The 14758-nt window shown below is 61.3% G+C and carries 14 protein-coding genes and 1 riboswitch; of the genes, 8 read left to right on the forward strand and 6 right to left on the reverse strand.

The genetic code is table 11. The features are described 5' to 3' along the window. Positions 1–2: 2 nt before the first annotated feature. From ABVS03_RS04405 to sufC, 3 genes are read right to left on the reverse strand one after another with little or no spacing between them, the layout of a single operon-like run. Positions 3–1100 carry a SufD family Fe-S cluster assembly protein gene (locus ABVS03_RS04405; protein WP_368018195.1) on the reverse strand — a complete coding sequence of 366 codons (1098 nt, stop codon included), beginning with the start codon at positions 1098–1100 and terminating at the stop codon, positions 3–5. Further along, positions 1100–2515: a Fe-S cluster assembly protein SufB gene (sufB, locus tag ABVS03_RS04410; RefSeq protein WP_330971853.1), complete on the reverse strand. Its 1416-nt coding sequence runs from the start codon at positions 2513–2515 to the stop codon at positions 1100–1102. The genes ABVS03_RS04405 and sufB overlap by 1 nt, the downstream gene beginning before the upstream one ends. Positions 2516–2519: 4 nt before the next feature. Then, positions 2520–3296: a Fe-S cluster assembly ATPase SufC gene (gene sufC, locus ABVS03_RS04415; RefSeq protein ID WP_368018196.1), complete on the reverse strand. Its 777-nt coding sequence runs from the start codon at positions 3294–3296 to the stop codon at positions 2520–2522. 411 nt (positions 3297–3707) lie between these two features. Here sufC and gatC point away from each other — a divergent pair, with 411 nt between their 5' ends. Genes gatC through gatB form a run of 3 tightly spaced genes read left to right on the forward strand, consistent with a single transcriptional unit; the run spans position 3708 to position 7047 of the window. After that, a complete protein-coding gene (gene gatC, locus ABVS03_RS04420; protein WP_330971851.1) occupies positions 3708–4025 on the forward strand; it encodes an Asp-tRNA(Asn)/Glu-tRNA(Gln) amidotransferase subunit GatC in 318 nt (105 codons plus the stop codon). Beyond that, entirely contained in the window at positions 4025–5521 is a 1497-nt protein-coding gene (gene gatA / locus ABVS03_RS04425; protein WP_368018197.1) for an Asp-tRNA(Asn)/Glu-tRNA(Gln) amidotransferase subunit GatA, read from the forward strand. Before gatC ends, gatA begins: the two co-directional genes overlap by 1 nt. Then, the gene (gatB, locus tag ABVS03_RS04430; protein ID WP_368018198.1) at positions 5518–7047 is read left to right on the forward strand and encodes an Asp-tRNA(Asn)/Glu-tRNA(Gln) amidotransferase subunit GatB; all 1530 of its coding nucleotides are present in this window, start codon (positions 5518–5520) and stop codon (positions 7045–7047) included. The genes gatA and gatB overlap by 4 nt, the downstream gene beginning before the upstream one ends. Before the next feature lie 318 nt (positions 7048–7365). Here gatB and ABVS03_RS04435 read toward each other — a convergent pair whose 3' ends face one another. Both ABVS03_RS04435 and ABVS03_RS04440 read right to left on the reverse strand, forming a co-directional pair. Next, on the reverse strand, positions 7366–8562 hold the full coding sequence (locus ABVS03_RS04435) for a M20/M25/M40 family metallo-hydrolase (protein WP_330971848.1): 1197 nt from the start codon (positions 8560–8562) through the stop codon (positions 7366–7368). Between the two features lie 70 nt (positions 8563–8632). Then, positions 8633–9187, reverse strand: coding sequence for a MarR family winged helix-turn-helix transcriptional regulator (locus tag ABVS03_RS04440; RefSeq protein ID WP_368018199.1), 555 nt, complete (start codon positions 9185–9187; stop codon positions 8633–8635). Between the two features lie 228 nt (positions 9188–9415). After that, positions 9416–9585, forward strand: a riboswitch (Lysine riboswitch). A gap of 74 nt (positions 9586–9659) precedes the next feature. On the opposite strand from ABVS03_RS04440, the gene dapA reads away from it, so the two are divergent. From dapA to ABVS03_RS04460, 4 genes are all read left to right on the forward strand, one after another. Next, complete coding sequence (gene dapA, locus ABVS03_RS04445) at positions 9660–10550, forward strand: 4-hydroxy-tetrahydrodipicolinate synthase (RefSeq protein WP_368018200.1); 891 nt, start codon at positions 9660–9662, stop codon at positions 10548–10550. Continuing rightward, positions 10543–11262, forward strand: a complete 720-nt coding sequence (gene dapB, locus ABVS03_RS04450; RefSeq protein ID WP_330971845.1) for a 4-hydroxy-tetrahydrodipicolinate reductase — start codon at positions 10543–10545, stop codon at positions 11260–11262. Before dapA ends, dapB begins: the two co-directional genes overlap by 8 nt. Positions 11263–11499: 237 nt before the next feature. Next, the gene (gene fucO, locus ABVS03_RS04455; protein WP_368018201.1) at positions 11500–12660 is read left to right on the forward strand and encodes a lactaldehyde reductase; all 1161 of its coding nucleotides are present in this window, start codon (positions 11500–11502) and stop codon (positions 12658–12660) included. A 108-nt stretch (positions 12661–12768) separates the two neighbouring features. After that, on the forward strand, positions 12769–14049 hold the full coding sequence (locus tag ABVS03_RS04460; protein WP_368018202.1) for an Mbeg1-like protein: 1281 nt from the start codon (positions 12769–12771) through the stop codon (positions 14047–14049). Here the strand turns inward: ABVS03_RS04460 and ABVS03_RS04465 are convergent. Beyond that, positions 13939–14295 carry a phage holin family protein gene (locus ABVS03_RS04465; RefSeq protein WP_368018203.1) on the reverse strand — a complete coding sequence of 119 codons (357 nt, stop codon included), beginning with the start codon at positions 14293–14295 and terminating at the stop codon, positions 13939–13941. The genes ABVS03_RS04460 and ABVS03_RS04465 overlap by 111 nt on opposite strands. 159 nt (positions 14296–14454) lie before the next feature. Here ABVS03_RS04465 and ABVS03_RS04470 point away from each other — a divergent pair, with 159 nt between their 5' ends. After that, positions 14455–14757, forward strand: a complete 303-nt coding sequence (locus ABVS03_RS04470) for a YerC/YecD family TrpR-related protein (RefSeq protein WP_368018204.1) — start codon at positions 14455–14457, stop codon at positions 14755–14757. Position 14758: the final 1 nt, after the last annotated feature.

Below are 14758 nucleotides of genomic sequence, written 5' to 3' on the forward strand. Positions count from 1 at the left end.
GATCAGTCCTCCTTATCGAGTGCAAGTCCAGCCAGGGCATCTGCCAGGGCGTCCTCGCTGAGCACAGCCTTCATGCGGGTGCCAAGCGCCTCGCGCGATGCCGTCTCCGGCGCATGGATGAGGGCATCGTCGAAGATGGATTGGGCAAAGAGCTTCGAGACGCCGTCTTCGCCGAGGCCGCGGGCAGCGAGATACATCTCCTGCTCGGGGCTGATCGAGCCGATCGAGGCGCCGTGGTTGCCCTGGACATCCTCCTCGTCGCAGAGGATGACAGGAAGCGTCTTGTTGACGATATCGTCGCCCTCGACAAGCACGGTCTCGAGCTCGTTGCCCTTGGAGCCCTTGCCGCCATGCACGAGGTCGATTGTCTCGCGCAGGGTCTTCTTGGCAGCGTCTGCCAGAAGGCCGGAGGCGTTCATGTCGCAGCGGGTGCTGCAGCCGCGCTGGCGCACCGTGTGGGTGAGGTCGAGCTCCTCATGTCCGCGCACGAGGTAGCGGCTCACAAGGTCGAAACGGGCGTTGTCCTCGGCAAGGTCAGCGGCCAGGCCGGCAGCGACCTTTGCGCCGCCGAGCGCATACTGGCGCACATCGACGACAGCGTTCCTTGCAGCACGGATGCCGATGCCTTCGAGATGCTGGTGCTTTTCAGGCAGCGCCATGATCTCGATGATATGGACCTGGGCATCGTGCTCTGCAACGACGCGCACGAGGTTCGCAGAGGTAGCTGCATCTGCCTTCTCGCCACGGGAGACGACGACGATCGTCGCCTCGGCGTGATGGCGGACCATGATGCCGGTATCGGCTACCTCGCCTTTGTCGCCGTCGACGACGCAGACGATGGGCTCTTCGCGCTTATGGTGTGCCGGCACCTCGATATAGGTGGCGTCCTTGGCAGCGTCCTCGATCCAGGAGACGGCCTCTTCGCCGATGCCGCACTCAAGGGCATCGAAGAGACGGGGGAGGCGTGCATAGACATCGCCTGTCGCCTTGGCGGCAGGGACCGTAAGCGAGGTCTCATCGATCTTGAGGTAGTTCCACGTCTGCGCAGGCGGAACATTGATATGGGAGAGCGTGGTGAGCGCTTCTTGCGTGTCTGCCATCAGCCGATCGCTCCTTCCATCTCGAGCTTGATCAGGTTGTTCATCTCGACGGCGTATTCGAGCGGGAGCTCCTTGGAGACCGGGTTCGCGAATCCGTTCACGACCATGGTCCTTGCCTCCTGCTCGGAGCAGCCGCGGCTCATCAGGTAGAGGATCGTATCGTCCGAGATGCGGCCGATTGTTGCCTCGTGGCCTACAGAAGCGGAGCTGCAGCGCACGTCCATGGCAGGAATCGTGTCGGAGCGGGAGATGTCGTCGAGCATGAGGGACTGGCAGGAGACCGTAGCCCTTGCATGCTCTGCGTGCCTGCCAACGACGACCGAGCTCCTGAACGTGTTGATGCCGCCGTCCTTGGAGATGGACTTCGTCTCGACGGAAGCGGTCGTGTCGCGGCCGTTCAAGATCACCTTGCAGCCGGTGTCGAGGTCCTGCGTGGCGCCTGCGAACGTGATGCCCGTGAACTCGCAGTGCGAGCGGTCGCCTGCGAGGATCGTCGTCGGGTAGAGGTAGGAGACATGGCTTCCGAAGGAGCCGGAGACCCACTCCATCGTGGCGTCCTTGCCGATCGTCGCGCGCTTCGTGTTGAGGTTGTACATGTTCTTCGACCAGTTCTCGATCGTCGAATAGCGCAGACGTGCGCCATCCTTCACGAAGAGCTCGACGGCACCGGCGTGGAGGTTTGCCTCATAGTACTTGGGTGCCGAGCAGCCTTCGATGAAGTGGAGGTTCGCGCCGGGCTCGACGATGATGAGCGTGTGCTCGAACTGGCCGGCACCGGAAGCGTTCAGGCGGAAGTAGCTCTGGAGCGGATACTCGACCGTGACACCTGCCGGCACATAGACGAATGAGCCGCCGGACCAGACTGCGTAGTGGAGCGCTGCGAACTTGTGGTCGGTGGGCGGAATCAGCGTGCCGAAGTACTGCTTAACGACAGGCTCCCACTTCGGATCGTGGATGGCATCCTCGATCGTCGTGTAGACGACGCCGTACTTCGCGACCTCGTCGCGCATGTTGTGGTAGACGATCTCGGAGTCGTACTGGGCGCCGACGCCGGCGAGGCTGTCACGCTCTGCCTGCGGGATGCCGAGGCGCTCGAACGTGTCCTTGATGTCCTTCGGCACGTCGTCCCAGTTCCTGGCCTGCTTTGTCTTCGGGTTCACATACGTGGAGATGTGGTCCATATCGAGGCGGGCGATGGAGGGGCCCCAGTTTGCCGGCATCTTCATGTCCTGGAAGAGCTCAAGCGCTTCAAGGCGCTTCTTGAGCATCCACTCGGGCTCGTCCTTCTTCTCGGAGATGGCACGCACGATATCCGGCGTCAGGCCGTTCGCGTAGCGCTCGTAGCCCTCCTCCGGCTTCACGAAATCATAGAGGGAGCGGTTGATATCCGCTACCTGTGTCTTCTTCTCGCTCACAGCCTCACGCCTCCTGGGACTTCTCGGAGTTCTCGAGTGCCTGCTCGAAGCGGCCGAAGCCGTGGGTGTCGATTTCGGTGATGAGGTCGGCGGGGCCCTCTTCCACGAGGTTGCCGTGGACCATCACATGGGTGCGGTCGACAGAGAGCTTGTCGAGGATGCGCGTATTGTGCGTGATCATGAGAAGCGCGCCGTCGCAGTCCCTGCGGTAGGCTTCGATGCCCTTGGAGACGATCTTCAGGGCGTCGACGTCGAGGCCGGAGTCGGTCTCGTCGAGGATGGCCAGCTTCGGCTTCAGGAGCAGGAGCTGCAGCATCTCGATCTTCTTCTTCTCGCCGCCGGAGAAGCCGACGTTGAGCTCGCGCGTCAGGAACGACTCGTCCATATCGAGCTCATCGGCAATCTCGTTCACGCGCTGGCGGAACTTGCGTGCTGTCGTCTTGAGCTCGGGGCGCATCTGCGTGATTGTGCGCAGGAACGTGTAGAGAGGAACGCCAGGGACCTCGACCGGTGCCTGGTAGGAGAGGAAGATGCCGGCAAGCGAGCGCTTGTCAGCAGCAAGCTCGGTCACGTCCTGGCCGTCGAAGACGATCTTGCCTTCGCTCACGATATACTGCGGGTCGCCCATGATCACATGGCCGAGCGTGGACTTGCCGGCGCCATTCGGGCCCATGAGGACATGGGTCTCGCCTGCACCCACCTCGAGCGAGATATTGTGCAGGATGGGCTTGTCTTCGGTGCCCGCTGAAAGATTGCTCACCTGGAGCAGAGTCTGGGACATAGTTCTCTCCAAAACGCTCGCGAGGCCTTCCGGTCTCTTTCCGGCTGCGGTGTGCAGCCCCCTCTGACCAATTCATAGTACTCGTAGGGGTATTTAGGAGACAAGCTCCGAACAAAGCCTGCAAAGTGCTGGCATCATGGTCCCTGCACGCCTTGTACGGGGCGTCTTTCATAATTCCTACCGTACTTTGGGTATTTTACCGCCTCATTCCATTTCTATACCGGCCAATTGCGACCAATTGAGGACACATTCTCCGAATGTGCACAATGCAGGGGCTTTGACGGAAATCCGGCCATCTGGATGGGTCCCGAAACGTTGCAGTGCGGTTGCAGCGTGCGGATGTCCGCTCCTTCCGCTATAGAATGTTGAAGCAATCAGAACGCACACGAGACCGAAAGGCAGGAATACCGCATGGCTCTTTCGAGAGAAGATGTGGCAGGGATTGCGGACTATGCCCGCATCCATCTGACCCCTGACGAGCTCGACGAGATGACGCAGTACATGAACGATGCAATGGACATGCTTGCGCCTATCCGGCAATACGACCTCGAGGGGGTGGAGCCGACCTTCCACCCCATTGGAGACCTCTCGAATGTGATGGGCGAGGATATCGTCGACGATTCCGTCCGCCATCTCGATATCGATACAGCGCTCCAGAATGCCGGCTCGGTGCACGAGCGCTACTTCAGGGTCCCCTCGATCCTGGGCGATGAGGAAGGAGACCGCTAGTGGCAGACATCGACGAGCTCTCGGCATCCCAGATTGCCCAGGGCGTGAAGGATGGCTCCTTCAGCGCAACCGAGGTCGCGAAGGCGACGCTCGACGCAGTGGACAAGCGCGAAGGCGATATCCAGGCCTTCCTCGAGATCTCGGCAGACCTCGCGCTTGCAGCTGCCGAGCGCACAGACAAGGCACGCGCGAAGGGGGAGCCTCTCGGCATCCTTGCCGGCGTCCCCTGCGCCTTCAAGGACAACATGCATCTTGTCGGCACGCACACGACGTGCGCCTCGAAGATGCTCGAGAACTATGAGTCCGTGTTCACGGCAACCTGCGTCCAGCGCATGCTCGATGCAGGAGCGACGCCTGTCGGCAAGACGAACATGGACGAGTTCGCATTCGGCTCTTCGACGGAGTCTTCCGCCTTCCACCGCACGAACAATCCGTGGGACACGACGAGGGTGCCGGGCGGCTCCTCGGGCGGATCTGCTGCAGCGGTCGCTGCAGGCGAAGTCACGCTCTCGCTCGGCTCCGATACGGGTGGCTCGATCCGCCAGCCGGCAAGCCTCTGCGGCGTTGTCGGCATGAAGCCGACCTACGGTGCCGTGAGCCGCTACGGCGTCGTCGCCTTCGGCTCCTCGCTCGACCAGGTCGGCCCCTTCGGCAGGAGCGTCGCCGATGTTGCACTTGCGATGAATGCGCTTACCGGTCCTGGACGCGACCCGTATGACTCGACGAGCCAGAACTGCCCGGTCGACTTCCTCGAGCATCTCGAGGACCCGATCGAGGGCAAGGTTGTCGGCATCGTCCCCGAGCTTATGGATGCTCCTGGCCTCACGCAGGAAGTGAAGGATGCGCTTGCCGGTGCCATCGCAGCGCTCAAGGACCAGGGTGCCTCTGTCGTCGAGGTCGATCTTCCGAACATCCGCTCCGCCATTGCCGCCTACTACGTGATCGCCCCCTGCGAGGCATTCTCGAACCTTGCCCGCTTCGACGGCGTCCGCTATGGCTACCAGGAGCCGGACTGTGCAACGCTTGCCGAGCAGACAGCCAAGAGCAGGAGCCATGGCTTCGGGGAGGAAGCGAAGAGGCGCCAGATGCTCGGTGCCTACCTCCTTGCTTCGGGCGTCTACGACAAGTACTACTATCCGGCGCAGCAGGTACGCACGCTCATCACCCAGGACTATGTCAACGCCTACAAGAAGTGCGACGTGATACTCATGCCGGCGGCACCCCGCACGGCCTTCCGCTTCGGCGAGATGAGCGATCCGACCGAGATGTATGCCTCCGACATGTTCACGATTTCGAACAACATTGCCGGAAATGGCGGCATCTCCGTGCCGCTCGGACTCGGCGCAGAATCGAAGCTTCCGGTCTCGGCACAGCTCCAGGGACCTGCCTTCTCCGACAGAAGGCTCCTGCAGTTTGCACGCGCGATCGAGCGCGCCTTCACGGCTGAAGGCACCGTCGCGCCTGCATTTGCCGGGAAGGGAGGCGAGCTCAGATGATGACGCTCGAAGAGGTGCTCAAGGACTGGGAGGCCGTGATCGGCCTCGAGGTCCACACGGAGCTCACGACGCTCGATACGAAGATGTTCTGCAACTGCCGCCTCTCGCACAACGATCCGCCCAACACGAATGTGTGCCCGGTCTGCCTCGGCATGCCCGGCGCCCTGCCGGTCCCGAACAAGAAGGCCATCCAGTCCATTGTCATGGCCGGCCTTGCGACGAACTGCCAGATCATGAAGCACTCGATGTTCTACCGCAAGCACTACTTCTATCCAGACATGGCAAAGAACTACCAGACGACGCAGGGCCCGGTTGCCTTCTGCATGCATGGACATCTCGACCTCACCGTCGACGGAGCAGGCGCGAAGGAGCGCCCTGCCTGGGAGGATATGGCAGCTGACGGCACACCGATCGAGCGCGTCGAGGACGGCTCCTATACGGCACCGATCAGGATCTTGCGTATCCACATGGAAGAGGATGCTGCAAAGATGGTGCACTCGGGCGGCGAGGAAGGCCGCATCACGGGTGCTGCCGAGTCATTCGTCGACTACAACCGCTGCGGCACGCCCCTGATCGAGCTTGTCACGGAGCCCGACCTCAGGACTCCTGAAGAGGCCCGCCTCTTCATGGAGAAGCTCCAGCAGACGTTCCGCACGCTCGGCATCTCCGACTGCTCGCTCGAGTCCGGCTCCATGCGCTGCGACGGCAACATCTCCCTCAGGCGCCGCGGAGAGACGAAGCTCGGCACGAAGACCGAGATGAAGAACATCAACTCGTTCAAGAGCCTCCACGATGCACTCGAGTACGAGATCCGCCGCCAGGCAGAGGTGCTCGAGGAGGGCGGCATCATCTATCAGGAGACCCGCCACTGGGAGCCCTCCAAGCGCCGTACTGTCGTCATGCGCGTCAAGGAGACGGCAGACGACTATCGCCTCATGCCCGACCCCGACCTGGCACCCTTCGACCTTACCGACGACTTCATCGACGACTGCCGCTCGCGCATCCCGGAGCTGCCGGATGAGAAGTGTGCACGCTACGAGCGTGACTACGGTCTCAAGCATGCTGACGCCGCGCAGCTTGCAGGAGACCCGGATGTCTCGAAGTTCTTCGAGGAGGCGCTTGACGGCGCCGACAAGAAGACGGTCCCCACGGTCGCGAATGTGATGGTGAACCTCGTGCCAGGGCATGCTGACGTGAAGCCTGCCCAGGTCCAGAGCCTCTCTAAGCTTCTGGCAGAAGATGCAATCACGTTCGCACAGGCACGCGAAGTGCTCGATGCGGTCGATGGAACGGACAAGGATCCGGCAGCTGTCGTCGACGAGCGCGGCATGCGCCAGGTCTCCGATGCGGGCGCTCTTGAGCCCATCGTCGACGAGGTGCTTTCGCGCTGCACGGACCAGGTCGCACAGTATCAGGGTGGCAACAAGAAGGTCCTGGGATACCTTGTCGGCCAGTGCATGAAGGCATCGAAGGGCAAGGGCAACCCGAAGCGCTTCAACGAGATGCTGAGGGAAAAGCTCGGCTAGCTCTCAGGACAGGAGCTCATCGAGGGGCTGCTCTTCGGGGCAGCCCCTTTTCATGGAGTTCACGGCTTGTCCATGAGCCGGCCACGAACAAAACAGATGGAAGCGGGAAATCGACCGTCTGCGGCCGAATGTGGCCGTTCACGCGGGCGCAAGATTTGGAACGCTTTATGCGGGCATCATATGAGTGCGCAAGGGCAGACAGGACAAGGAGGTGTACTCGGCACCTCAGAGGTTCTGCCAAGAGCCCGGAAAGTGGGGGTCCCGTGATTTCGTCCGGGGCCCCCGTCAAGTCTGAAGACATATATAAGAGATGGAGCGCTAGGCTTCCTTCTTCTCCTCTGCTGCAAGCGCATCGGTTGAGACATGGCGGAGCATCAGGGCAAGCGTGACGGCCAAGCCCTTCGGCAGGCTCGTCGCATCGATCCATTCCTCGCGCGTATGGGCACCGCCGCCGACGATCGTGCCGACCGAGGTAGCAGGGATTCCCATGGAGAGCGGGATGTTCGCATCGGTCGAGGCAGGGGAGGTATCGGGTGCAGCTCCTGCAATCTCTCTCAGCGCATCGAGGCAGGCGTGCGTGAGCTCTTCCTCATCCTCCTCCGGGATATCGCCGTTGCCGGGGCGGCTGCCGATGGGGGAGATGTCCATCGTGCAGCCAGGCACGGCAAATGAGGCGACGATCTCGCGGAGCTTCTGCTCGAGCTCTGCGAGCACGCTCTCGTCGGTCGAACGGAACTCGAAGAGAAGCGACGCATCCTCGGCGATGGAATTCACGGTCGTGCCGCCTTCCATCCTGCCGATGTTCATCGTCGTGCGCGGATCCTTCGGAAGCTCGAGCGCATAGAGGCGCTCTGTGAGCGCACAGAGGCGCTCGAGCGCATTCGGCGTTCCGAAATCTGCCCAGGAGTGTCCGCCCTGCGTATGGCAGCTGATGCGGAAGCGGCGCGATCCCACGGCGACAGAGCAGCACTGGGGCATGTAGCGGTCGAATGAGATGTATTCGTGGATGCGGTGGCCGAGCTTCTCGAAAACCTGGCGGGTGCCATCGAGGTTGCCGAGGCCCTCCTCGCAGGAATTCGCGACGACGAGGATGCCGCAGTCGAGATGCTCTGCAATCTCGGGATGGCGGATGAGGTAGCGTGCCGCAAGAAGGAGCCCGGCAAGGCAGGCCGTGTCATCGCCGATGCCTGGCGCCATGATCTTCTTTCCATCCACCTCGGGGTGGAAGGAATCGCGGTCAGGGAACACGACATCGGTGTGCGCAGCAAAGACCGCAAGGTCACGAGGCGAGCCATCCTTGTGGCGGGTGGCGATGGGCACGATAACGTTTTTCTGGGAATCGATGTAGGCCTGGGGCGCGCCGTTTGCATGGAACCAGTTGCAGACGAACTGGGCACGCCTGCCTTCATGGTGGGAGGGGGCAGGAAGCGAGGCGAGGGCGCTTGTCAGCATGATCTCCTCGTCGTAGACAGTGCGTGCATATGCCTTTGCAAGGGCGGTGAGCTTCGCGTCCATATCTGCCTTCCGGTCCGGTTCCCACTGGTCGGCCCCATCGTAGCAGAGGGAAGCTTTTCTGCCAGTTAGCCTAGGCGTCTACCTGTCCAAGCTCCTGCAAAAGCGCATAGGTCTCGTTCAGGATGCCGGTGAGCTCTTCGAGCTGGTCCTGGCCGATGACCGCTCCATAGTCCTCGATGATCTTCTGGAAGCTCTGGCGCGTACCGGCAACGAGCTTCTTGCCCTTGCGCGTGATCGTGACCCTGATCTTGCGGGCATCATGCGGATCCTTCACACGCTTTGCGAGCCCCTGCTCTTCGAGGTCGTCGATGATCTGCGTGATGCGGGGGCGCGTGAGGCCGACCTCTTCTGCGATGCGGACAGCAGAGGTGTCATGCTTATGGGTGTCGAGATAGAGGAGCACGGTCGCATTGCCCTGCGAAAGGCAGCGCAGCAGCGGTATCGAGATGCGGTAGAGGCTCTCGAATGTCTCGAGGCAGGCCTTTGCCGCTTTGGCTCCGCTGTCTTCGGAAGGCGCATTCTCTGCTTGGTCTGCGCGCAGTGCTTCTGCCTTTGCAGACAGTTCATCAGCATGCAGGACCTTGGAAGCAACCGATTCGATGGAAGACGTGCCGCTGTATCTCATGTAAACCTCTTTAGCGGAAACTGGGCAGAGTGCCATTTGGAACTCCGTATCATAATAGGGCAGAGATATTGAACGAAAACCGTGTTTTTTGCAGTGAGTGCATTATTTGGCACTTTGTTTCGGCAAACGTGCTTTCGGTGTGCCCAAGGTGCATGGACCATCTACGTTTCATCCCTATTTCCGATAGGGTGCATCCCTTTTTCAGCGCCATTCTCCGTGCTACCATGCGCTCAAGGTAGAGGCGCGGACAGATGATGCCCAGGCGAGCCGGCAGGCAAAGACCTTGGGCGGAGGCGGAATCCGCCGAACCTCCTCGGCAGGCATGTCGAAGGGGTGGGCCCCGCGGGAATACGGCGGGGACTGTCTGCGGGAATGCCTGCAGGAGCGCTATGTCATGTGGCCGAGGTCGCCAGCAAAGTGCTCTTTGCTGGCGATTGCTGTATTGGGCAGGATTTATGGAAAGGAAGACCGCATGGATCTTCAGAAGCTCACCGGCTCCATCGTCGCTCTTGTCACGCCGTTCAATGAGGACGGCTCCATCGATTACGCTTCGCTCGACAAGATTCTCGAATTCCAGGTCACGAATGGGACGGATGGCATCCTCGTGCTCGGCACCTCGGGCGAGTCGGCGACCATGACAGACGCAGAGGATATCGCCGTCGCGAAGTTCGCGGTCGAGCATGTCGGAGGTGCGGTGCCTATCTTCGGCGGCGCAGGATCGAACTGCACGCGCGAGAGCTACAACAAGTCGCTCGAGCTCGAGAAGGTCGGCGTCGATGGCCTCCTCGTCATCACCCCGTACTACAACAAGTCGAATAAAGAAGGCATCTACCAGCACTTCAAGACCGTGCTCGATGCAATCGATGTGCCGGCCATCCTCTACAATGTGCCCTCCCGTACCGGCTGCTCCATCAGCGTGAAGAACCTCGAGCGCCTCTCGAAGCATCCGCGTGCCCTTGCTATCAAGGAGGCGTCGGGCTCCATCGGCTATGCGACCGAGATCGCACACTGCCTGGGACCTGACTTCGGCATGTTCTCCGGCAACGACGATATGGTCCTGCCGCTCATGAGCCTCGGTGCCCGCGGCGTCATCTCCGTCTGGGCCAACGTCATGCCCAAGGAAGTGCACGAGATGTGCAAGAACTACCTTGCCGGCAACATCGAGGAGGCCAGGAAGACCCAGCTTGCCTGCCTCGACCTCATCCATGCCCTGTTCTGCGAAGTGAACCCGATTCCCGTGAAGCAGGCCATGGCAGACATGGGGCTGCTCCAGGCGAACTACCGCCTGCCGCTCTGGCCGATGACAGACGAAGACCATGCAAGGCTTCGCCGTGCGATGGAGGGAGTGGGTCTTCTTGGCTAAGGCAGTACTGATCGGCACGGGGCGCATGGGTACCGTGCTCGAAGGCCTCATTGCCGAGCGTGAAGGATTCGAGCTCGTGGGCAAGGTCGGCTTCGAAAACAGGGAAGACCTGCCCGATAGCCTGCCTCTCGCCGATGTCGCGATCGACTTCTCTGCACCGGCGCTCACAGCCGATCTCTGCACCTATGCCAGGAACTGCGGCTGTGCCGTCGTCTCGGGCACGACGGGGCTGGGGGAGCAGGAGCTCTCGCTTCTCGAGGAGCTCGGGAAGTCTGTCCCGGTCGTCCATTCAGGCAACTACTCTCTGGGTGTCGCCGTGCTCCGCCGCCTTGTCGCTGAGGCAGCGAGTGCGCTTCCTGGCTGGGATATCGAGATAGAGGAGACGCACCACAAGAAGAAGGTCGATGCTCCGTCCGGAACGGCGAAGATGCTCATCGAAGCGGCAGACCCTGAAGGCGCGTGCTCGCTTGTCTATGGGCGCGAAGGCATCGTGGGCGAGAGACCTCAACGTGAGATCGGTGTCCATAGCCTTCGTGGCGGCACCGTGGCCGGTACCCACGAGGTGCACTTCTTCGGCACGGACGAAGAGCTCGTGCTCACGCATCGTGCCCAGAGCCGCCAGATCTTCGCAGAGGGTGCGCTTGCTGCAGCGGAGAAGCTCCTTGCAAAGGAGCCTGGCTTCTATTCCTTCGAAGATCTCATGTTCGCATAGCATATTTCCCGATAGCAGCTGGGGCCGCCGTTCGCCGATGGGCGAGCGGCGGCATTTTCGATATTTCGGCGATTCCAATCTCGTGAATCGCAGCATCTGGACAGGAAATGCCCAGAAAGCCGCATCTGCGTTCAGAATGCGGGAACAGAATATGCGCAATATTGCGAATTCTCATGTACGCGATTTGGGGCACGATTGGTCTGACCCTGTACACGGCAGCTTGGAAAGGACTGTTTCATGGTCAATCGTTTCGTGCTCAACACCATCTCCTATCACGGCGCTGGCGCTATCAAGGAGATTCCGGGCGAGATTTCCCGTCGCGGCTACAAGAAGGCCTTCGTCTGCTCCGACCCCGACCTCGTGAAGTTCGGCGTGACCTCCAAGGTCACCGACCTGCTCGATGAGGCCAAGATTCCCTGGAGCCTCTATTCCGAAATCAAGCCGAACCCGACCATCCAGAACGTCCAGGACGGCGTTGCCGCCTTCAAGGCATCCGGCGCTGACATGATCGTCACGATCGGCGGCGGCTCCTCTATGGATACCGCCAAGGCCATCGGCGTCATCGTCGAGAACCCTGAGTTCGCCGATGTCCGCTCCCTCGAGGGCGTCGCTCCGACGAAGAAGCATGCCGTGTTCACGATTGCTGTCCCGACGACGGCAGGCACAGCGGCCGAGGTCACGATCAACTACGTGATCACCGACCCGGAGAAGGTCCGCAAGTTCGTCTGCGTCGACACGAACGATATCCCTGAGGTCGCTGTCGTCGACCCCGAGATGATGGCTTCGATGCCGGCAGGCCTCACGGCTGCCACGGGCATGGACGCACTCACCCATGCTATCGAAGGCTACACGACGAAGGGCGCCTGGGAGCTCTCCGACATGTTCCACTACAAGGCCATCCAGCTCATCTCCCAGAACCTCCGCGATGCCTACGCCGAGGCCAAGAGCGGCAAGCCCGCATCCGGCCGCGAGGGCATGGCGCTTGGCCAGTACATCGCTGGCATGGGCTTCTCCAACGTCGGACTCGGCATCGACCACTCGATGGCACACACGCTCTCTGCGCACTATGACACGCCGCACGGCGTCGCCTGCGCAATGCTGCTCCCGATCGCGATGGAGTTCAACAAGCCGGTCGTCACGAAGCGCCTCGCTGAGGTCGCTGTCGCTATGGGCGTCGACACCAAGGGGATGACGGACGACGAGGCAGCAGATGCCGCCATCGCCGCTGTCCGCAAGCTCTCCGAGGATGTCAGCATCCCGAAGACGTGCAAGGGCCTCGTCGAGGAGGACCTCGACCAGCTCGCAAAGGATGCCCTCGCCGATGCCTGCTATCCGGGCAACCCGCGCGAGGCCACGCCGGAGCAGGTCAAGGACATGTTCCGCAAGATCATGGCATAAGGATTCAGCCGGAAACCGAAATGCTGCATGTGCGCCCTTCCGGAATTTCCGGAGGGGCGCTTTCTTCTGCTACGATGCTCTGAAGCACCGGATGCGGATGGGGGAGCTATGGGGACGATCGATGACTATCTTCTGTGGCGGGGAGACCTCTCCTTTGCGGAGCGTCCCTTCAACGACTGCGACAATGTCATCTGCTCCTGCATCTCCTACCTCGACCTTGCCTCGTTCGTGCCGAAGGAGGGGGAGTCTGGCTCTGCTTCTGTGCATGATGCCCTCCGCGGCCTTCTTGCAGCGTCGGGCGGTGACATCTCGCCCTATGTGCGGTCGATGGCAAACATCACGGCTGAGACGCTCGAGCTCCTGGCAGAATCCCGCCGCTTCGGGCCTCTTGCCCTCCACGATATGGTCGATGTCTTCGTGCCGGAGCGCTTGGTCCAGGCATCGGCGGTCACGATCGATGTCACGCCGCACGAGAGCTATGTGTCCTTCCGCGGCACGGACTCGACGCTTGTGGGGTGGCAGGAGGACTTCATGCTGAGCTTCACTGTCACGGAAGCGCAGGAGATCTCTGCAGAATATCTTGCGCGCATGGCGAGAAGGGCCCAGAAGGAGGGCAGGCGCCTCTATGTGGGCGGTCACTCGAAGGGCGGGAACCTGGCTTCCTATGCCGCATCGATGCTGCCATCCGACCTTGCGCCTGAAGTCCTCTTCTGCTGGAGCAACGATGGCCCCGGCATGGATGCAGAGGTCTCGCCGAAGAGCGCCTGGGATGTGCTCGGACACCGGTTCCTGCGGATTCAGCCGACCTACTCCATCGTGGGCGAGCTCTTCGACAGACCCGAGGAGCCGCGCATCTATGTGAAGAGCACGGCGCAGGGCGCCCTCCAGCACGATCCGACCTCCTGGGAGATGGGGCCTTCAGGCATGGTCGCAGCAGAAGACCTTCTGCCCCAATGCAAGGTCACGAACCAGATATTTGCGGACTGGATCGCTTCGGTCCCGAAAGACCAGCGCCGCTCCTTCACGGAGGAGCTCTTCCGCGTGCTTGCTGCAGGAGGAGCTGAGACTTTGGATGAAGTGACGGCGACGCCTGATGGCATCCAGAAGGTCGTGCAGGCACTGGCCGGGTCGAGCCCTGCCACGAAGGATGCCATCATGAAGCTTGTGGCATCGACGGTCACAAACACGATGTCCTATGCCCGCCACGCCGCAAGCCGTGCTGTGGAGACAGCCGCCTTGAACGCTGCAAAGCTTGCCTCGCAGCTGCCACAGGGACGTCTACGCGATGACGGCATTCAGGATGGCAGAGACGACAGAGATCACGAGGGCGCCCCAGAAGGCAGCGCCGAAGCTCGTGCAATAGATGCCAAGGCCGAAGACCGAGACTGAGAGCCAGCTTGCAATCTCGAGCGCGACGGCGTTCACGACAAGCGAGAACACGCCGAGCGAGATTATCGTCAGGGGCAGCGACAGCACCTTCATGATGGGCTTGATCGTCGCGTTCACGAGGGCGAGCGCGAGCGCTGCGAAGATGGCGCTCTTCACGGTATCGCCCAGAGGCACGATGTCGGGCACGAGATAGATGGCAAGGGCGATGGCAAGGGCACAGACGAACCAGCTCTTGAGAAAACGCATGGAAGACGCTCCTTTCCTCTTTCCTCGAGTCTACCCGAGAAGGCTGCCTGTCTTCTGAAGCGCTTTCCTGTTTCGCTTCCTCAGAGCTCTTCCCATCCTTTCTTCACAGCTGCTACTTTAGTGTGCTAAAGTAGACGGACGTCGTCCGGAGGGAGAGACATGGGCACCGATATGGGAAGAGCAGGGGAGACCGAACGTCTCATGGAGGCATTCTGCCTGCTCGAGACTCCTGACGAGGCACGTGCGTTCCTTCTCGACCTTCTGAGCAAGCGCGAGATCCAGGATCTTGCCCAGCGCCTCGAGATGGCGCGCCTTCTGGATTCCGGATCGTCGTATACCGCCGTGTCTGAGGCGACGGGCGCCTCGTCGACGACCGTGAGCAGGGTCTCGAAATGCCTCAATGGCCCTGAAGGGGGCTATAGGCTCGTGCTGGGACGCCTCAAGGGCAAGGGGTTCGCCTAGG

This window comes from Olsenella sp. AGMB03486 (assembly GCF_040884255.1).
Taxonomy (GTDB): Bacteria; Actinomycetota; Coriobacteriia; order Coriobacteriales; family Atopobiaceae; genus Olsenella_L; species Olsenella_L kribbiana.